The following is an 18038-nucleotide window of genomic DNA, read 5'->3' as shown; positions in this document are numbered from 1 at the left end:
ACGCGAGGCCCAGATCTTCGAGACCCGGTGTTCGCTGCGGTACGCCTGGAGGTACTCGTCGGCGCGGTCGGCGACCCAGAGCAGGGCCAGTTCGCGCAGCGCGGTGAGGTTGCCGGGGCGGAAGTAGTTCGAGAGCGCCGCGTCGACCTTGTCGGACTTGTAGATGTTGCCGTGGGCCATCCGGCGGCGCAGCGCCTGGGGCGACATGTCGACCAGCTCGATCTGGTCGGCCCTGCGCACCACCTCGTCGGGCACGGTCTCCTGCTGGCGCACCCCGGTGATCGACTCCACGACGTCGCCGAGGGACTCCAGGTGCTGGATGTTGACCGTGGACACGACGTCGATGCCCGCCGCGAGCAGCTCCTCGACGTCCTGCCAGCGCTTGGCGTTGCGGGAGCCCGGCACGTTCGTGTGCGGCAGTTCGTCGACCATGGCGACCTGTGGCCGGCGGGCGAGGACCGCGGCCACGTCCATCTCGGTGAACTGCGTTCCCCGGTAGTCGAGTTGCTGCCGCTCGACCTGTTCGAGGCCGTGCAGCATGACCTCGGTGCGCGGCCGGTCGTGGTGCTCGACGAACGCGACCACGCAGTCGGTGCCGCGCTCGACGCGGCGGTGGGCCTCGGAGAGCATCGCGTACGTCTTGCCGACGCCCGGTGCGCTGCCGAGATAGATCCTGAGCTTGCCGCGCGCCATCAGCCTGTGTGTTCCCCTCAGTGCCCTGGGTTCTCGAAGCGGTAGCCCATGCCGGGCTCGGTGATCAGATAGCGCGGATGGGAGGGGTCCGCCTCCAGCTTGCGGCGCAACTGGGCCATGTAGACGCGGAGGTAGTTCGTCTTGGTGCTCTGCGAGGCCCCCCAGACCTCGTGCAGCAGCTGCTTCTGGCTGATCAGGCGGCCCGGGTTGCCCACCAGGATCTCCAGCAGGTGCCACTCCGTCGGGGTCAGCCGGACGTCCCGCCCGCCCCGGACGGCCTTCTTCGCCACGAGGTCGACGGTGAAGTCGTCCGTCGTGACGACGACGGTGTCCGGGGCGACGGGCGCCGACTCGGTGCGGCGCACCGCCGCCCGCAGCCGGGCGAGCAGTTCGTCCATGCTGAACGGCTTGGTCACGTAGTCGTCGGCCCCCGCGTCGAGGGCCTCGACCTTCTCCTCGGAGGCGCGCCGCGCGGACAGCACCATGATCGGTACGCGGGTCCAGCCGCGCAGCGCCCGGATGACGTCGACGCCGTCCATGTCGGGCAGGCCCAGGTCGAGGACGACCACGTCGGGCCGGCGGGCGGCGGCCAGCCGGAGCGCGGTGGCTCCGTCCGGCGCCGCGTCGACCCCGAACCTGCGGGCCTGCATGTTGATGACCAGGGCACGGACGAGCTGGGGGTCGTCCTCCACCACCAGTACCCGGGTCATCAGCTCTTGGTGGTCAACTGCTGGAGGGCGATGTTGAGTTCGAGCACGTTGACCGTCGGTTCCCCCATGAATCCGAGGATCCGGCCGTCCTTGTGGCCGTCGACGAGCTTCTGGACCTGTGCGACGGAGAGGTGGTTGCGCTCCGCGACGCGGTGGACCTGGAGGTCGGCGTACTCCGGGGAGATCGCCGGGTCCAGACCCGATCCCGACGAGGTGACGGCGTCGGCGGGGATGCTCGCCGGCCGGACCTTGTACGTCGCCGTGGAGTTGTCCTTGATGACGGCGGCCCGCGCCTGCTTGATCTGCTTGACCAGTTCGGGGTTGTCGCCCGCGAGGTTGGTGGCGCCGGACAGGATCAGCTTGTACTGCGTGTTGACGCTGTTCTCGCCGAGGCCGTTCGAGGGGCGCGGCTGGAACCACGTGAGGTCCGGCTTGCCGTCCTTGGTCAGGTACGTCTGGCCGATGAGGGAGGAGCCGACGACCTTGCCGTCGGCGTTCTCGGTCTCGGAGCCGTTGGCCTTGTCGTGGAAGGCGACCTGGGCGACGCCGGTCACCGCGAGCGGGTAGAGCACGCCGCAGACGACGGTGAGGAGGATCAGGGCCCGGAAGCCCGCCCAGAGCAACCGGCCGGTGTTTCCTACGGAGTTGTTCATGGCCTTAACCGATTCCGGGGATGAGGGAGATGAGCAGGTCGATGATCTTGATGCCGACGAAGGGGGCGATCAGACCGCCCAGACCGTAGATCCCGAGGTTGCGGCGGAGCAGCTTGTCGGCGCTGACCGGCCGGTACTGGACGCCCTTCAGGGCGAGCGGGACCAGCGCGATGATGATGAGCGCGTTGAAGATGACCGCGGACAGGATCGCGGAGTCCGGGCTCGACAGCTGCATGATGTTCAGCGTCTTGAGGCCCGGGTAGACCGCCGCGAACAGCGCCGGGATGATCGCGAAGTACTTCGCGACGTCGTTGGCGATGGAGAACGTCGTCAACGCGCCCCGGGTGATGAGGAGTTGCTTGCCGATCTCGACGATCTCGATGAGCTTGGTCGGGTTCGAGTCGAGGTCGACCATGTTGCCGGCCTCCTTCGCGGCCGACGTGCCGGTGTTCATCGCGACGCCGACGTCCGCCTGGGCCAGGGCCGGGGCGTCGTTGGTGCCGTCGCCGGTCATCGCGACGAGCTTGCCGCCCGCCTGCTCCCGCTTGATGAGGGCCATCTTGTCCTCGGGGGTGGCCTCCGCGAGGAAGTCGTCGACGCCCGCCTCCTCGGCGATCGCCTTGGCCGTCAGCGGGTTGTCGCCGGTGATCATGACGGTCTTGATGCCCATGCGGCGCAGCTCGTCGAACCGCTCGCGCATGCCGTCCTTGACGACGTCCTTGAGGTGGACGACGCCGAGCACGCGGGCGCCCTGGGCGTCCTCCACCGCGACGAGCAGCGGCGTGCCGCCGGCCTGCGAGATCCGGTCGGTCACCTCGCGGGCGTCCGCGGCCACGGCGCCGCCCTGCTGCTCGACCCAGGCGATCACGGAACCCGTGGCGCCCTTGCGGATCCTGCGGCCGTCGACGTCGACGCCGGACATCCGGGTCTGCGCGGTGAACTCGATCCACTCGGCGCCGACGAGCTCGCCCTGGTGGCGCTCGCGCAGGCCGTACTTCTCCTTGGCGAGGACGACGACGGAGCGGCCCTCGGGGGTCTCGTCGGACAGCGAGGAGAGCTGGGCCGCGTCGGCGAGCTGGGCCTCGGTGACCCCGCGCACCGGCACGAACTCGGCGGCCTGGCGGTTGCCGAGGGTGATGGTGCCGGTCTTGTCGAGCAGCAGCGTCGACACGTCGCCGGCCGCCTCGACCGCCCGTCCGGACATGGCGAGCACGTTGCGCTGCACGAGCCGGTCCATGCCGGCGATGCCGATCGCGGAGAGCAGGGCGCCGATGGTGGTCGGGATGAGGCACACCAGGAGCGCGACGAGCACGACCATGCTGAGGTGCTTGCCCGCGTAGTCCGCGAACGGCGGCAGCGTGGCCACGGCCAGCAGGAAGACGATCGTCAGCGAGGCGAGCAGGATGTTGAGCGCGATCTCGTTCGGCGTCTTCTGCCGGGCAGCGCCCTCGACCAGGTTGATCATGCGGTCGATGAAGGTCTCGCCGGGCTTCGTCGTGATCTTGATGACGATGCGGTCGGAGAGCACCTTGGTACCGCCGGTGACGGCCGAGCGGTCGCCGCCGGACTCGCGGATGACCGGGGCCGACTCGCCGGTGATGGCCGACTCGTCGACGGAGGCCACGCCCTCGACGACGTCGCCGTCGCCGGGGATCACGTCGCCGGCCTCGCAGACGACGAGGTCGCCGACCTTCAGCTCCGTACCGGGGACCTGCTCCTCGCGGTCGCCCACGATGCGGCGCGCGACGGTGTCCGTCTTGGCCTTGCGCAGGGTGTCGGCCTGGGCCTTGCCGCGGCCCTCGGCCACGGCCTCCGCCAGGTTGGCGAAGATCACCGTGAGCCACAGCCAGGCGCTGATGACCCAGCCGAACCAGTCGGACGGGTCCTTGAAGGAGAACACCGTCGTCAGGACCGAGCCGATCAGCACCACGAACATCACGGGCGACTTGACCATGATGCGCGGGTCGAGCTTGCGGCAGGCGTCCGGCAGCGACCTGATCAGCTGCTTCGGGTCGAAGAGACCCGCGCCGACCTTGCCCTCGCCGTCCTGGCCGGGCTTGTGACCGGTCGGCACGTCCTGGTGCGGCGCCCGGGTGGGTGTGACTGTGGACATGGCGTCCTCTGAATTCTTCGTCTTCTGGGTGTCGGTACTCATCAGGCCAGCCCCTCGGCGAGCGGGCCGAGCGCGAGCGCCGGGAAGTAGGTCAGGCCGGTGATGATCAGGATCGTGCCGACCAACAGGCCCGTGAACAGGGGCTTCTGGGTCCGCAGGGTGCCCGCGGTCTCCGGGATCGGCTTCTGCTCGGCCAGCGAACCGGCCAGCGCGAGCACGAACACCATCGGCAGGAACCGGCCGAGCAGCATCGCGAGGCCGATCGTGGTGTTGAACCAGTTCGTGTCGGCGCTCAGCCCCGCGAAGGCGCTGCCGTTGTTGTTGGCGCCGGACGTGAACGCGTAGAGGATCTCGGAGAATCCGTGCGCGCCGCCGTTGAGCATCGAGTCCTTCGGCGTCGGCAGGGCCATCGAGAGGGCCGTGAAGACGAGGACGAGCGCCGGCGTGATGAGGATGTAGCAGGCCGCGAACTTGATCTCGCGGGTGCCGATCTTCTTGCCGAGGTACTCGGGCGTGCGGCCGACCATCAGACCCGCGATGAACACCGCGATGATCGCCATGATCAGCATGCCGTAGAGGCCGGAGCCGGTGCCGCCGGGCGCGATCTCGCCGAGCTGCATGCCCAGCATCGTGATGCCGCCGCCGAGTCCGGTGAGCGAGGAGTGGAACCCGTCGACCGCGCCGGTCGAGGTGAGGGTCGTGGAGACCGCGAAGATCGACGTGCCGCCGATGCCGAAGCGGTTCTCCTTGCCTTCCATGGCGCCGCCGGCGAGGTCGAACGCGGGGCCGTGGTGGGCGAACTCGGTCCACATCATCAGCGCGATGAAGCCCACCCAGATCGTCGCCATCGTGGCGAGGATCGCGTAGCCCTGCTTGATCGAGCCGACCATCTTGCCGAACGTGCGGGTCAGCGCGAACGGGATGACGAGGATCAGGAAGACCTCGAAGAGGTTGGAGAAGGCGTTGGGGTTCTCGAAGGGGTGGGCCGAGTTGGCGTTGAAGTAGCCGCCGCCGTTGGTGCCCAGCTCCTTGATGGCCTCCTGGGAGGCGACGGCGCCGCCGTTCCACTGCTGGGTGCCGCCGGTGAACTGACCGACCTCGTGGATGCCGGCGAAGTTCTGGATCGCGCCGCAGGCGACCAGGACGAGCGCGCCGACGACGGCTATCGGGATCAGGATGCGGACGGTGCCGCGGACCAGGTCGGCCCAGAAGTTGCCCAGCTCACCGGTGCGGGAGCGGGCGAAGCCGCGGACGAGGGCGACCGCCACGGCGATCCCCACCGCCGCCGAGACGAAGTTCTGCACGGCGAGGCCGCCGGTCTGCACGACGTGGCCCATGGCCTGTTCGCCGTAGTACGACTGCCAGTTGGTGTTGGCGACGAAGGACGCGGCCGTGTTGAAGGCCTGGTCGGGGTCGATCGACCGGAAGCCGAGCGAGCCGGGCAGGCTGCCCTGCACCCGCTGCATCAGGTAGAGGAAGAGGACGCTCACGGCGGAGAAGGCGAGGACGCCGCGGAGGTAGGCGGTCCAGCGCATCTCCGCGTTGGGGTTCGCGCCGATGCCCTTGTAGATCCACTTCTCCACCCGGAGGTGCTTCTCGGAGGAGTAGACCCGGGCCATGTAGTCGCCGAGGGGACGGTAGGCCAGTGCCAGCGCCGCGATCAGCGCGAGCACCTGGAGCACTCCGGCAAGTACGGGGCTCATATCTGTGCTCAGAACCTCTCCGGGTAGATGAGGGCGAGGACGAGATAGCCCAGCAGGGCGACGGCCACGACGAGGCCGACGATGTTCTCGGCGGTCACAGCTTCGTCACCCCCTTGGCGACGAGTGCCACCAGCGCGAAGACCGCGATCGTGGTGACGACGAAGGCCAGGTCGGCCATCGTGAGCTCCCTGGATGAGGATTCGGATAGGAACTGCGGGTACTGCGGGTACTGCGGGTACTGCGGGTACTGCGGGTACTGCGGGTACTGCGGGTACTGCGGGTACTGCGGGTACTGCGGGTACTGCGGGTACTGCGGGTACTGACGAGTACTGACGGGGACTGACACCTTGAGGAAACCCCCGGCCATGGCCGGTTTCGATCCCCCTTGACGGCTCCCATACGGGGGCGTACGCGCCTTTGACGCGTCCCTTACGTCGGGTACGTCAGGTGAGCCGGAACCGCAGTCGGCAGATGACCGCGTCGGTGTCGCGGCGCACCGCGTGGGCGACGACGGCGCCGCGCTGGTTCTGCAGGATGCGCTGCCAGGCGCGGCCCGGCTCGGCCTCCGGGATGAGGACGGTGACCCGGGTGCCGGGCTCCATGGCCGCCACGTCGCGCACGTACGCGGCGACGGGCCTGCCGATCGTGCGCCGCTCGGACGGGATGTGGACGAGGTCGACGCCGGGGTTCCACAGCGCCCAGTCGCGGGTCAGGGCCTCCGTCTGCGCCCGGTCCTCCGGGTCGAAGTGGCAGACGGTGACGGCGCGCACCTCGTCGCCGAGGGAGATCGCTGCGGTCAGTGCCTCGCTGGTGAGCCGGGAGATGCCGGAGACGGGGACGACGACCAGGGACCTGGCGTGGGTCGGGCAGTCCGGGACGCGGCCGAGGCCGAGGCGTTCGCCGATCCGGGCGTACGCGCGGTGCACGGCCTGGAACGCGAGGACGAGCAGGGGCAGCGCGACCACGATCAGCCAGGCGCCGTCGTGGAACTTGGTGGCGGTGACGACGATCGCGGAGACACCGGTGAGCAGGGCGCCGAGCCCGTTCAGGAGCGTCTTGCCCAGTGATCCCGGCACTCCGCGCCAGTGGATCACCATGCCGACCTGGGCGATGGTGAAGCCGATGAAGACGCCGATGGCGAAGAGCGGTACGAGGGTGTTGGTGTCGCCGCCGGAGAACACGAGCAGGGCGGCGGAGATCCCGGCGAGGGTGAGGACACCGTACCGGTGGACCTGGCGGTCGGCCTTGAGGGCGAAGACGTGCGGCAGGTAGTTGTCCCGGGCGAGCAGCTTGAGCAGGACCGGGAGGCCGCCGAAGGACGTGTTCGCGGAGAGCGCCAGCAGGATCATCGTCGCGAACTGCACGACGTAGAAGGCCCAGTTGTGGCCGAGGGAGGCGTCGGCGAGCTGGGCGAGGACGGTGACGCCCTCGACCGGCTGGAGGTGGAACCGGGAGATCAGCACGCTCAGGCCGATCAGCATCACGCCGAGGACGGCGCCGAGGGCGACCTCGGCGCGCTGGGCGCGGCGGGCGCGCGGGGCGCGGAAGGACGGCACGGCGTTGGCGATGGCCTCGACGCCGGTGAGCGCGGAGCAGCCGGAGGCGAACGCCTTGAGCAGGAGCAGCGCGCCGACGGTGGTGGCGTCGTCCGCGAGGGCGGAGGCGTGGCCCGCGGCGGCGGCCGTGGAGACGGGCGCGTCGCGGAACAGGCCGACGGCGATGAGGATCAGGATCGAGGCGACGAAGACGGCCGTCGGCACGATGAAGGCGCGGGCCGAGTCGACGATGCCGCGCAGGTTCACGCCGGTGATGACGACGAGGACGGCGAGGCAGATCAGCAGCCGGTCGCCGTAAAGCCCCGGGAAGGCGGAGGTGAGGGCGGCGACGCCCGCGGTGACCGCGACGGCGACGTTCAGGACGTAGTCGAGGACGAGGGACGCCGCCGCCACGAGGCTGGTGCGGGGGCCCAGGTGTCTCTTCGCCACGGCGTAGGAGCCGCCGCCGTCCGGGAACGCGGCGATGACCTGCCGGTAGGAGGCGACGAGTACGGCCAGGAGTGCGGCGATGGCGAGGGTGACCGGGAGGGTGAAGCCCAGGCCGTGGCCGCCGGCGGCGGCCAGGACCAGCACGATGGCCTCCGGTCCGTAGGCCACCGACGCCATCGCGTCCAGGGAGAGCGCGGCGAGGCCCGTGAGGGTGGTGAGGCGGTGCTTCTCGGCCTGGGCGTCGCGGGGGTCGGGGGGTTCCTCGGTGGTGGGGCCGGAAGTGTGGCCGGGGCCTGGTCGCGTGGTCCGGGTGGTCATGTGGGTGGCCTTCTCGCCGTGGGTGGTGGCCGGTCGCCCGGGGGCGGGCGACGGTCCGTCGTGGCCGGTCGCACGGTCCCCGCCCCTTCGTGACGCAGGGGGCACGGGAACGAACCGGCCTGCTCAGGCTGGGGTCTGCGCCCGGCCGGGGCCGCCGCTCCTAGCGCGTTCTTCGCGGCGAAGCGGCCGACCCTGACGGGTTGTTGACGGCGGCCGGGAGCGCGGCCCGTCAAGAAGCCGTGCGGAGTTCCGTTCCGGCCGCGTCAAGAACACGGACGCGCGCCGGCGGCCTGCCTACCGTCGGCGCCATGCCAGACACCTTCTGCGCCCGGGACGAACGCTGGGCCGGCGAGGCGCGCAGTGCCGTGCTGTACGCGGCCGTGCTGTTCGCGCTGCTGCTCGGGATCGACGCGCTCACCGGTCAACTCGCGCCGTGGCGGGTCGTGTCGTGGGCGGGGCTCGGGGCCGCGCTCGGGCTCGTGCTGCTGCCCGCGCGGGTCGGCGCGACGGCGGACCGGCTCACCGCGCGGGGGCTGTGGCGGGAGCGCAGCGTGCGGACCGACCGGCTCGTGGCGGTGCGCTGCGTGGACGGGGTCGCCCACCGGCTGGTGCTCAGGGACGATCTGGGCGGCCGGGTCGAGATCGATCCGGCGGTCCTGGTGGCCAATCCCCCGTTGTGGCGGCTGCTGGACGAGGCGGCCCGGGTGTCCGTGGAGCGCGGGCTGCTGCTGTGCGGCGGGACAGCGCTGCGGCGGCTCGCGCGGCAGGTCGACGGGGAGCTGGCGCGGACCGTGTTCCAGGTGTCGGGGCTGCGCTGACGACGCGGGGGGTGCCGGACGAGATCGACGACCTTGCTGCGGGGGCCGCTCCGGCCGCCTAGGGTCTGGAACGTCCGTGCCCCATGCACCCGTTCGCGGAGGGACCGCCCATGAAGGAACGCCGGTACCGCCTCCTGGTGACCGGTTACGCGATCTCGTCCTACGGCACGTACCTGAACCTCGTCGCGCTGAACCTGTACGTGTACGCGGTCACGGACCGGGCCCTCGCGGTCGGCGTCTTCATGGCCGTGCGGCTCGCGGCCGGGTTCCTCGCGGGGCTCGGCGCCGCCGCACTGCTGTCCCGGTGGGCGGCGAAGCCCGTGATGCTGTGGGCCAACGTGGTGCAGGCCGGCGCGCTGCTGCTGCTCGTGTGCGCGCCCGACGGGCTCCGCACGGCGGCGCTGTTCCTCGTCTCCGCGGTGGCCGGCGCGTCCGGCACGTTCTTCCTGGTCGCGTTCCGCAGCTCGATCCCCGACATGGTGGACGAGGGGCGCCACACCTGGGCCAACTCCCTGATGGTGAGCGGCCGTTCGGCGGCGATGGTCGTCGGGTTCGCGTCGTCGGGCGTCGTCGTCTCGCTGCTCGGCTACACCGCGGCGTTCCTCGTCGACATGGCGACCTTCCTGGTGTGCGCGGCCGCGGTGGCGCTGCTGCCGCCGGCGATGCGCGGGGAGCGGGACGGCGGGGAGGACCCGGCGGGCGATTCCCGCGGGCGGCGCGCGCCGGGGGCCCTGGTCGCGCTCGGTGCCGCCCCGGTCGTCGCGCTCATGGTCGCCCTGCGCGGGGTCGACGCCCTCGGCTCGTCCTCGCACAACGCGGCGCTGCCGGTGTACTCGACGCAGCTGGACGCCGGCCGGCCCGCGGTGTTCGTCAGCGTCTTCTGGTGCACGTGGGCGCTGGGCAACGTGCTGGTGCAGCAGGTGCTCCAGCGGTACGTGAAGCGGTCGGGGCGGTCGGTGGGGGCGCTCGGGTTCGGTCTCGGCACCATCATGATGTCGGCGGCCTTCGTCCTGGCGTTCGCCGGTCTCCCGTGGCCGGTGACCGTGTCCGTGGCGCTGCTGGCGGGTGCGGCCGACGGCGTCACCGAGGTGTCGTACAGCTCGCACCTGCAGACGCTCCCGGCCGGTCTGCGCACCCACGCCTTCGGGCTCTCGGCGACCGTCGAGAACCTCGGCTTCGGCGTCGGCATGATCGTGGTCGCGGCCGCCCTCGACGCCTTCTCGCCGCTGTCGGTGGTCGGCGCGGCGCACGGTGCGGCGATCGCCGTCGCCGTGGTGTTCGTGGCGCGGGTGCTGCGGCAGCGGCGGGCGCGCCCGGCACGGAGCGCGGACGACCCGCCGCGGGGCACGCGGGAGACAGGCCCTAGTTCCCCGGCTGGGGCCGCACCGTGAGGATCTGCTGGGCGTGTCCGACGGCCCCGTCCGTGTCGTGCAGCACCGTGCTGGTGACCCCGTGCCCGGCGGGCCCGAACGTCACCGTGGTGTCGAGCCCCGTCCAGCTGCCGCGCGGCTGCCGGTGGAGGTGCACGGTGAGGTCGACGTTGGGGAACATCCACTCGGCCGGCGACTGGCGGACCGCGATGCCGTTGGCGGTGTCGACGAGTGCGACGAACGACGCGAGCGGACTGCTCGGCTCGCCGGCGACGAGGTCCAGCGGGGTGGAGATCCACGCGGTCGTGCGGCCCGGCGTCGGCGGGGCGACGGGGCGCACGTCGATCGAGGCGATGTATCCGCCGGGCCAGTGCTCGGCCATCGGCCACGGGTCGAGCCCGTCGGGCGCGGTGAGCGGTTCGGGGGCGCCACCGGCGACGTCGGTGGTGTCCCCGGAGGCGAGCAGCCAGGCGCGGGCCCGGACCACGGCCCTTCCGGCTATCCGGACGACGGCTTCGACGAGTTCGATGGTGCGGCCGGGCCGGAGGGTCTCCACCCGGATCTCGCACTCGTCGAGGGCGAGCCGCCCGAGGATGTCGAAACTGATCCGGGAGAGCGCGGCGGCCGGCCCGCCGGTCACCGGGCGCTCGGCGAGGTGCCGGTCGATCGCGTGCACGACGAGGCCGCCGAGCGGGCTGAAGTGGATCTCGTCGGTGGCCCAGGCGCCGCCCGCGTGCGCGGTGGGCTTGTAGCGGTGGGCGTCGATGCGCTCGAAGTAACTGCCGGTGGACAAGTGGTGCTTCCCCTTCGCTGGTGGGCCGACGACCAACGCTGCTGGTGGGCCGGTGACCAACGTATCCGAGGGCCGGACGGCGACGGCCCCGGCCAGGGGGCCGGGGCCGTGGGTGTGCCTGGGTGCGGTGCTGTCAGTCGCTGATCTCGATCCGCCCGTCGGCCGGGGCGGCACCGGCCGGAGTGGTGCCCGTCGGGGCGGGCACGAGGCCCTTGCCGCCCGCGGTGATGTTCTTCAGCAGGCCCGCGAGGTCGACGCCGGCCGTGGAGTTGAGGAGTTCCACGCCCTGGGCCACGTTGTCGGCGACCGTACGCGTCAGCCGGCTCGCGCCGTCCGTGGAGATCACCGTCATCTTGTCGACGGCGGCCAGCGGCTCGGACGCCTTGGCGACGACCTGCGGCAGCACCTCGACGAGCATCTGCAGCACAGCCGCGTCGCCGTACTGCGCGAACGCGTCGGCCTTCTTCTGCATGGCCTCGGCCTCCGCGGCGCCCTTCGCGCCGATCGCGGCGGCCTCCGCCTCGCCCTCCAGGCGTACGGCGTCGGCGAGCGCGGCGCGCTGCGCCTTCTCGCCCTCACCGGTGAGGCGGGCCCGCTCGGCGTCCGCCTCGGCCTGCTTGACCAGGCCGATCCGGCGGGCCTCCGCCTCCTGCTCGGCCTGGTAGCGGGCGGCGTCGGCGGGCTTGCGGACCTGGGTGTCCAGCTCCCGGTCGGTCAGGGCGGCTTGGCGCTCGGCGACCTTCTCCTGCTCGGACAGCACCTCCTGGCGGCGGGCGGCCTCGGCGAGCGGTCCCGCCGCGTTCGCCTGCGCGGCGGCCCGGTCGGTCTCGGCCTTGATCTCGGCCTGCTTCAGCGCGAAGGTGCGCTGCGCGATCGCGATCTCCTCCTCGGCCTTCAGGCGTGCCTGCTCGGAGGCGCGGCGCGCGACGGCCTCGGCGATGTCGGCCTCCTGCCGGGCGCGGGCCGCCTCGGGCCGCCCCAGGTCCTCCAGGTAGGAGCCCTCGGTGGTGATGTCCTGGATCTGGAAGGCGTCGAGGACGAGTCCCTGCCCGGACAGCGACGCCTCGGCCTCCTCGGCGACCTGTCCGGCGAACGCGGCCCGGTCACGGATGACGTCCTCCACGGACATCCGGCCCACGATCGAGCGGAGCGCGCCGGAGAGCACTTCCTGGGTGAAGCCGACGATGCCGTCCTGCTGCATCAGGAAGCGCTGCGCGGCGGCGCGGATCGAGTCCTCGGTGCCGCCGACCTTGACGATGGCGACGCCCTCCAGGTGCGCCTTCACCCCGCGCAGGGTGACGGCGCCGCGCACCGCGACCGGGATGTGCCGCGAGGAGAGGTCGAGGGTGAACTTCTGCTGGACGAACGGGACGACGAAGACGCCGCCGCCGACCACGACCTTCTGGCCGCTGTTGTCGGTGAAGACCCGGCCGGTCTCGGGGTCGGTGGACTTCTTGCCCCGGCGGCCGGTGACGATGAATGCCTCGCTGGGCCCGGCGACCTTGTACCGGGTGACGACGACGAGCGCCAGCAGGACCAGGAGTACGACAACTCCGGCGACGGCGATGGTGACAGGGCTCATGGTGGGTTCCCCCTCTGCCTCCCGGGAGACGGCAGTCGTTGGACGGAGCGGACGGCCGGGGCCGCCCGGATCATGGGCGATGGGCACACGGGTGGAGCGCGGGTGCGGTCAGCGGTCAGCGCTCGACGGGGCGGACCTCGACCGAGGTCGCCGAGAGCAGGCCGGTCACCCACACCTCGGTGCCGCGGGCGACGGCGACCTGACTCCTGGCCGCGAACTTCGCGGGCTGGCCCGCCAGTCGGAGCAGCACCTCGCCGTACCCGTCGGCCGGCACGGCCGTGACGACGGTGCCCGCGGTGCCGACGAGGTCGTCGCCGCGCGGGGTGCCGGCCGTGTCGTCCCGCATCAGGGCGCGGGTCGCCTTCCAGGTCAGCCAGCCGGTGGCGACGCCCGCCCCGGCCCCGACGAGGGTGGCGGGCGCGGCGCCGAGTCCGGTGGTGCCGAGGACGATCGCGCCGCCGAAGCCGAGCATCGACAGGAAGCCCGCGATCACCGGCAGCGAGAGCAGTCCGTCGAAGAGTCCGTCGAGGACGCCGGACCCGTCGAAGAGCCCTTCCAGGACCCCGTCGAGCACCAGTGACAGCACGAGCAGGACCACGCCGACGATGCCGAGACCGAGAAACCAGGTCATGTCGTCGACCCCCCTGCCAGCGCTTTGTCGTGTGCCTGCCGCGATGCTGTCACGATCGACGGGCCGGGCGAACTGCCGGTTTCCGGCAATCTTTACGCGTTCTTAATGCCTGGCCGCGTCCCGGGTCCCCGGCCGGTGTCCGAGCAGTTCGGCCAGGCCCTGCCGGGTGGCGGCGACGACGACCCGGTCGGTGGGGCGCAGCACGTAGCCGGGGTGCAGCCGCCAGACGAGACCGGTCGGCGCCGCCGTGGTGCGCTCCTCGTCGGGGGCGGCGGTGAGGTCGGGCCGCCGTTCGTGCGGCGCGGTGGAGTCGATGGCCAGCACCCGCCACGCCCCGGGCCGGAACGATTCGGCGACGGTGCGCCCCTCCAGCTGCGGCTGCCCGGCGACGTCGAAGGCCGCGAACAGCAGCACCCGGCGCTCGACGGGGACGGCGCCCAGCACCCGGCGGCCCATCATCGCCCCGGCGAAGGCGGGCGCGGCGAGCGAGGTGACGCTGCGGCTGCGGGTCAGGGCGCGGGGGTGGGCGGAGCGCAGCGTGCGGTAGACGGCGGTGGCGAACGCGTCGTCGTACAGCCGCAGCGAGACCCGCAGGTCGGCCTTGACGGAGCGGGCGTACAGGACGGCTTCGAGGTTGGTGGTGTCGTGGCTGGTGAGGGCGAGCAGGGCGTGCGCGCGGTGGACTTTCGTGGCCTCCAGGACGCCTTCGTCGCGTACGTCGCCGAGGACGGTCGGCACGCGCAGCCTGCGGGCGAGCGGGATGCCGCGGGCGTCGGGGTTCTCCTCCACGCACACCACGGGGATGCCCAGTTCGTGCAGGCGGGCCAGGACGCGGGTGCCCACCTTGCCGAGGCCGAGCAGCACCACGTGACCGGACAGGCCGCGCGGCGGGCGGCGCAGCGCGGACGCGGTGCGGAACGTGCCGAGCGCCTCCAGGACGGCGGCCAGCAGCACCGGCAGCAGCAGCAACCCGGCCAGGCCGGTGAGCAGTTGGAGGATCTGCCGGGCGGCCGGCTCGCCGATCGCGGGGTCGTCGATGGCGAACAGGTCGAGGAGGGTGAGATAGCCGGCGCGCAGCGGATGGTTCTCGGTGGTGGCCCAGGTGGCGAGGGCCAGGCCGAGGACGCAGATCACCAGACCGGCGAGCGACCAGCGCAGCCGCCGGGAGAAGAGCGAGCCGAACGGCAGCGCCCGCCCCGACAGCCGGCGCGGCGGCAGCACGGGACCCGCCGGGGTCACGGTGTCGAGGACGACGGTGCCGCGCCCGGTGGAGGCGGCGACGGTCCGGTCGTCGGGCAGCAGCAGCGGCCCGTCCCGCCCCGACGCGTCCGAACCCTCCGCCCCCGCCGGGTCGTTGGTGGTGGACGACAGCAGCGCGAGCGTGCAGATCCCGGGGTCGGCGACCTCGCCGTGGCCGGGCGGGTGGCGCTCCACGGCGCGCAGCAGCAGTCCGTCGGCCTGGACCACCTTGCTCGTCCCGGCCACGGCGGTCGCGGCGAGGGCGGGCGCGGCGGTGTCGGCGTCCGACAGGACGGTCGTGGAGGTGTCCAGGGCGTCCGGGTCGAGTCCGGGCTGCGCCAGCACCGCGGCCTGGTCGAGGAGTTGGGCGAGGTGCTGGCCGAGGCGGCGGTCGTAGAGCCGGATCACCAGGCGCAGCCGGGGGTTGAGGCGCCGGGCGGCCAGGGCGGCACGGATGTTCGTCTCGTCGTCGTCGTGCACGAGCGCCAGCGCGTCCGCGCGCAGCACACCCGCCTCCAGCAGCGCGTCCTCGTCGAGCACCGGCGCCTCCATGACGCGCGGCGCCTGGCCGGGCAGCGAGTCGTCGGCGGCGGGCACGGCCCGGTTCATCGCGGCCTGCACCCGGCCGAGCAGCGCCGCCGCGCGCAGCCGGCCGGTCACGGCGGGCTCGGGCTCGGCGGCGGTGCCCGCGGCCGGGACGACGATGGTGACCTGCGAGCGGTACAGGTCGCGCAGTTCGGCGGCCAGCCGCTCGGCGAGCGCGTCGTCGCCACAGACGATCATGTGGCCGGGCAGGGAGGGCCGCTGGGGCTGATGAGGTAACGACACAGGGATCATGGTGCCCCCCGCCGGTGGCCGCCCGTGGCGCATCGGCTAAGAAGACGTCAGGACGACGGCTGGACGACGGCTGGACGACGGCAGACGACGTCAGGACCAGGACGACGACAGGAGTGGAGATGGCGCCGCAGCAGGACGTCCCCGCGGAGTTCCTGGACGGGTACGCCCGGGTGGTGGCGGACGCCTCGGCCACCGGCCGGCGGCTGACCCGGGACGAGCTCGACGGGCGCCGCGCGCTGGGCGAGCGGGCCGCGGAGAAGGGGCTCGGCCTGCGCGATCTGGTGGCCGCGCACCTGGCGCAGCTGCGCACGGACACGGTCGGCGCCCGCGCCGGGCTCGACGGCGTCGTCACGGTCGGCGCCCAGGCGCTCGACGCGTTCGCCGAGGGCTACGAGCGGGCGCAGCGGCTCACCATGCGGCAGGAGGAGGCGGCCCGCCGCGACTTCATCGACGATCTGCTCTACGGCCGCAGCGACCTGGGCCAACTCGCCGAGCGCGCCGAGCGGTTCGGGCTGCGGCTGTCGTCCGGGCACGCCGTCGCGGTGGCCCGCGGCCCGGTCGCGTACGAGGAGGGCGGCGCGGTCCCCCGCGAGGTCGAGCGGGCGGTGATCACCCGCTTCGGCAACCGGCACATCCTGCTGACCGCCAAGGACGGCCGGCTGGTCTGCATCGCCCCCGGCGACCAGCAGGAGGTCCTCGCCTACTTCGCCGAGCAGGCGTGCGCGGCGGGCGAGGGCGGCCAGGTCGCCGTCGGCCGCCCGCAGTCGGGCCCCGGCGGCGTCGTCCAGTCGTACGAGGAGGCGCTCAACGCGCTGGACCTGGCCGCCCGCCTCGATCTGGACGCCCCGCTGCTGCGCGCCGCCGACCTGCTCGTCTACCCGGTGCTGACCCGCGACCGGCAGGCGATGGCCGACCTCGTCCAGCACACGCTCGGCCCGCTGCGCGGGGCGCGGGGCGGGGCGCAGCCACTGCTCGACACACTCACGGCCTACTTCGACTCCGGCTGCGTGTCCGCCGAGGCCGCCCGCCGGCTGGCCCTGAGCGTGCGCGCGTTCACCTACCGCCTGGCCCGCATCCACCAGCTCACCGGCGCCGACCCGGCCGACCCGGTGCACCGCTACGCGCTGCAGACCGCGGTGATCGGCGCCCGCCTCCTCGACTGGCCGGGCCCGGCACCCGTCCACCCGCCGGCCCCGTCCCCGTCCCCGTCCCCGAGGAGTCCTTCGTGACCCGACGCGTCCTGTTCGTCTCCCCCGCCATGAACGCCACGCTGCGCCAGGCGCGCTTCGACGACGGAGCCGCGCTCGACGCGTCGGGGCGGGCCGCCGCGCGGGCGGCGGCCGGAGCGCTGGTGACGGGCGTGGGCGCGCTGGCCGTCACGTCGGGCAGCAGGCGCTGCCGCGAGACCGCCGAGGCCCTCGGTCTCGACGCGTCGGCCGCGCCGGACGGGCTGGCCGCCCAGGACATGGGGCGCTGGCGGGGCAGGACGCTCGCGGAGGTGACCGGGGCCGAGCCGCTGGACGTCGCGCGGTGGCTCGACGATCCGGAGTTCGCGCCCGGTGGCGGGGAGTCGGTGGCCGGTGTGTGCGCCCGGGTGGCGTGGTGGCTCGACGCGCTGGCGGACGACGCGCAGGTGGTCGCCGTCGTGGAGCCCGAGGTGGTGCGCGCCGCCGTGGTGCACGCGCTGGGCGCGCCCGTGTCGGCGTTCTGGCGCTGCGACGTCGCACCGCTGACGGCCACCGGGCTGAGCGGCCGGGGCGCACGCTGGAACGTGCGCCTCGGAGGACCGCTCAGCCCCGCGGATCCGTCGGACTGATCACCGGCCGGCCGGTACCGCCGGTGCGGCCGGGACCGCGGCCGGCTTCGGCTGGAGCAGGCGCTGGGCCAACTCCCCGAAGATCAGGCCGAATCCGCTCCACAGGGTGACCTGGATGGCCAGCGCGGAGAGCCGGAAGCGCCACAGCAGGGTGGCGGGGAAGTGCTCGGGCACGTCGTTGACCACGGGCAGGACGGCGAAGGCGACGCCCATCACGACGACGAAGCCCAGCACGCCGGCCAGCGTGGCGTAGTACGTCCCGATCCGCGGGGCGAGCCGCTTGCCGAGGACGGTGGCGCCGGTCGCGAGGAGCACGCTGAGCACGATCATCAGGAAGTAGAGGGTGGTCCGCTTGCCGATGGTGTCGGGGTTGCCGACGGCGGGCGGAGTGGCCGGGTACTTCAGGTACGGCACGACGTACACGGCCAGCAGCGCGCAGCCGGACAGCAGCAGCGCGGTGGCTCGCGGGCCGAAACGGCCGACGCGGCCGAGGGCGAAGCAGTAGGCGAGGGCGGCGATGCCGCCGAAGGCGACGCCGTAGACGAGCATGCCGGTGGCGAGGCCGGCTGTGGACTGCAGGCTCCGGGAGACGAGTTCGGCCTCCTCGCCGCCGTGCGAGTGGGCCGCGTGGGCCTCCTCGAAGCCGATGGCGCCATCGACGCTCGGCTCGCCGAGCCAGTAGGCGATGACCAGGGCGAGCACGCCGGCCGCCAGGCCGGCGAGCATGCCCCGAACGAGCAGGTTGCGTACGGTGGTTGAGTTCATGAGCGCGCGACG

Annotated in this window: 17 protein-coding genes; 4 read left to right on the top strand and 13 right to left on the bottom strand. The window is 72.7% G+C overall.

Annotation, left to right across the window (positions count from 1 at the left end):
- The 8 genes from M4J07_RS11925 to M4J07_RS11890 all read right to left on the bottom strand — a co-directional run.
- Nucleotides 1-693, bottom strand: a 693-nt coding sequence (locus tag M4J07_RS11925; protein ID WP_445276299.1) for a histidine kinase, incomplete at its 3' end; no start/stop codon positions are given.
- Between the two features lie 17 nt (nucleotides 694-710).
- Nucleotides 711-1403: a response regulator gene (locus M4J07_RS11920; RefSeq protein WP_255970813.1), complete on the bottom strand. Its 693-nt coding sequence runs from the start codon at nucleotides 1401-1403 to the stop codon at nucleotides 711-713.
- Nucleotides 1403-2056 carry a potassium-transporting ATPase subunit C gene (locus M4J07_RS11915; protein ID WP_255970811.1) on the bottom strand — a complete coding sequence of 218 codons (654 nt, stop codon included), beginning with the start codon at nucleotides 2054-2056 and terminating at the stop codon, nucleotides 1403-1405. The genes M4J07_RS11920 and M4J07_RS11915 overlap by 1 nt, the downstream gene beginning before the upstream one ends.
- Before the next feature lie 4 nt (nucleotides 2057-2060).
- A complete protein-coding gene (kdpB, locus tag M4J07_RS11910) occupies nucleotides 2061-4169 on the bottom strand; it encodes a potassium-transporting ATPase subunit KdpB (protein ID WP_374215025.1) in 2109 nt (702 codons plus the stop codon).
- A 41-nt stretch (nucleotides 4170-4210) separates the two neighbouring features.
- The gene (gene kdpA, locus M4J07_RS11905; protein WP_255970807.1) at nucleotides 4211-5872 is read right to left on the bottom strand and encodes a potassium-transporting ATPase subunit KdpA; all 1662 of its coding nucleotides are present in this window, start codon (nucleotides 5870-5872) and stop codon (nucleotides 4211-4213) included.
- A gap of 8 nt (nucleotides 5873-5880) precedes the next feature.
- Entirely contained in the window at nucleotides 5881-5970 is a 90-nt protein-coding gene (gene kdpF / locus M4J07_RS11900; RefSeq protein ID WP_018533641.1) for a K(+)-transporting ATPase subunit F, read from the bottom strand.
- Nucleotides 5967-6218 carry a hypothetical protein gene (locus M4J07_RS11895; RefSeq protein ID WP_255970800.1) on the bottom strand — a complete coding sequence of 84 codons (252 nt, stop codon included), beginning with the start codon at nucleotides 6216-6218 and terminating at the stop codon, nucleotides 5967-5969. The genes kdpF and M4J07_RS11895 overlap by 4 nt, the downstream gene beginning before the upstream one ends.
- Before the next feature lie 97 nt (nucleotides 6219-6315).
- Nucleotides 6316-8175: an APC family permease gene (locus M4J07_RS11890; protein ID WP_255970798.1), complete on the bottom strand. Its 1860-nt coding sequence runs from the start codon at nucleotides 8173-8175 to the stop codon at nucleotides 6316-6318.
- A 308-nt stretch (nucleotides 8176-8483) separates the two neighbouring features.
- Here M4J07_RS11890 and M4J07_RS11885 point away from each other — a divergent pair, with 308 nt between their 5' ends.
- Nucleotides 8484-8993: a hypothetical protein gene (locus M4J07_RS11885; protein WP_255970796.1), complete on the top strand. Its 510-nt coding sequence runs from the start codon at nucleotides 8484-8486 to the stop codon at nucleotides 8991-8993.
- A gap of 110 nt (nucleotides 8994-9103) precedes the next feature.
- Nucleotides 9104-10384: an MFS transporter gene (locus M4J07_RS11880; RefSeq protein ID WP_255970794.1), complete on the top strand. Its 1281-nt coding sequence runs from the start codon at nucleotides 9104-9106 to the stop codon at nucleotides 10382-10384.
- Here the strand turns inward: M4J07_RS11880 and M4J07_RS11875 are convergent.
- The 4 genes from M4J07_RS11875 to M4J07_RS11860 form a co-directional block, all read right to left on the bottom strand.
- Nucleotides 10356-11156: a thioesterase family protein gene (locus M4J07_RS11875; protein WP_255970792.1), complete on the bottom strand. Its 801-nt coding sequence runs from the start codon at nucleotides 11154-11156 to the stop codon at nucleotides 10356-10358. The genes M4J07_RS11880 and M4J07_RS11875 overlap by 29 nt on opposite strands.
- Nucleotides 11157-11289: 133 nt before the next feature.
- Nucleotides 11290-12738: a flotillin family protein gene (locus M4J07_RS11870; RefSeq protein ID WP_255970790.1), complete on the bottom strand. Its 1449-nt coding sequence runs from the start codon at nucleotides 12736-12738 to the stop codon at nucleotides 11290-11292.
- A 115-nt stretch (nucleotides 12739-12853) separates the two neighbouring features.
- Complete coding sequence (locus M4J07_RS11865) at nucleotides 12854-13369, bottom strand: hypothetical protein (RefSeq protein WP_255970788.1); 516 nt, start codon at nucleotides 13367-13369, stop codon at nucleotides 12854-12856.
- A 102-nt stretch (nucleotides 13370-13471) separates the two neighbouring features.
- The gene (locus M4J07_RS11860; protein ID WP_255970815.1) at nucleotides 13472-15391 is read right to left on the bottom strand and encodes a potassium channel family protein; all 1920 of its coding nucleotides are present in this window, start codon (nucleotides 15389-15391) and stop codon (nucleotides 13472-13474) included.
- Nucleotides 15392-15564: 173 nt separating this feature from the next.
- Here M4J07_RS11860 and M4J07_RS11855 point away from each other — a divergent pair, with 173 nt between their 5' ends.
- Nucleotides 15565-16674, top strand: coding sequence for a PucR family transcriptional regulator (locus tag M4J07_RS11855; RefSeq protein ID WP_255970786.1), 1110 nt, complete (start codon nucleotides 15565-15567; stop codon nucleotides 16672-16674).
- Complete coding sequence (locus tag M4J07_RS11850; RefSeq protein ID WP_255970784.1) at nucleotides 16671-17261, top strand: histidine phosphatase family protein; 591 nt, start codon at nucleotides 16671-16673, stop codon at nucleotides 17259-17261. Before M4J07_RS11855 ends, M4J07_RS11850 begins: the two co-directional genes overlap by 4 nt.
- On the opposite strand, the gene M4J07_RS11845 is transcribed toward M4J07_RS11850, so the two are convergent.
- Nucleotides 17262-18026: a CbtA family protein gene (locus M4J07_RS11845; RefSeq protein WP_255970782.1), complete on the bottom strand. Its 765-nt coding sequence runs from the start codon at nucleotides 18024-18026 to the stop codon at nucleotides 17262-17264. It lies immediately after the preceding gene.
- Nucleotides 18027-18038 lie beyond the last annotated feature (12 nt).

It is taken from the genome of Streptomyces longispororuber (assembly GCF_024448165.1).
Lineage (GTDB): Bacteria > Actinomycetota > Actinomycetes > Streptomycetales > Streptomycetaceae > Streptomyces > Streptomyces longispororuber_A.
Note: the sequence above shows the minus strand (reverse complement) of the source record. Positions and strands in the feature narration are given on the sequence as shown.

Excerpts from the sequence above, each read along its gene's own strand:
- M4J07_RS11920 (WP_255970813.1), bottom strand. The coding sequence starts at position 1,403 with ATGACCCGGGTACTGGTGGTGGAGGACGACCCCCAGCTCGTCCGTGCC.
- M4J07_RS11915 (WP_255970811.1), bottom strand. The coding sequence starts at position 2,056 with ATGAACAACTCCGTAGGAAACACCGGCCGGTTGCTCTGGGCGGGCTTC.
- kdpB (WP_374215025.1), bottom strand. The coding sequence starts at position 4,169 with ATGTCCACAGTCACACCCACCCGGGCGCCGCACCAGGACGTGCCGACC.
- kdpA (WP_255970807.1), bottom strand. The coding sequence starts at position 5,872 with ATGAGCCCCGTACTTGCCGGAGTGCTCCAGGTGCTCGCGCTGATCGCG.
- M4J07_RS11890 (WP_255970798.1), bottom strand. The coding sequence starts at position 8,175 with ATGACCACCCGGACCACGCGACCAGGCCCCGGCCACACTTCCGGCCCC.
- M4J07_RS11885 (WP_255970796.1), top strand. The coding sequence starts at position 8,484 with ATGCCAGACACCTTCTGCGCCCGGGACGAACGCTGGGCCGGCGAGGCG.
- M4J07_RS11880 (WP_255970794.1), top strand. The coding sequence starts at position 9,104 with ATGAAGGAACGCCGGTACCGCCTCCTGGTGACCGGTTACGCGATCTCG.
- M4J07_RS11870 (WP_255970790.1), bottom strand. The coding sequence starts at position 12,738 with ATGAGCCCTGTCACCATCGCCGTCGCCGGAGTTGTCGTACTCCTGGTC.
- M4J07_RS11865 (WP_255970788.1), bottom strand. The coding sequence starts at position 13,369 with ATGACCTGGTTTCTCGGTCTCGGCATCGTCGGCGTGGTCCTGCTCGTG.
- M4J07_RS11860 (WP_255970815.1), bottom strand. The coding sequence starts at position 15,391 with ATGATCGTCTGTGGCGACGACGCGCTCGCCGAGCGGCTGGCCGCCGAA.
- M4J07_RS11855 (WP_255970786.1), top strand. The coding sequence starts at position 15,565 with ATGGCGCCGCAGCAGGACGTCCCCGCGGAGTTCCTGGACGGGTACGCC.
- M4J07_RS11845 (WP_255970782.1), bottom strand. The coding sequence starts at position 18,026 with ATGAACTCAACCACCGTACGCAACCTGCTCGTTCGGGGCATGCTCGCC.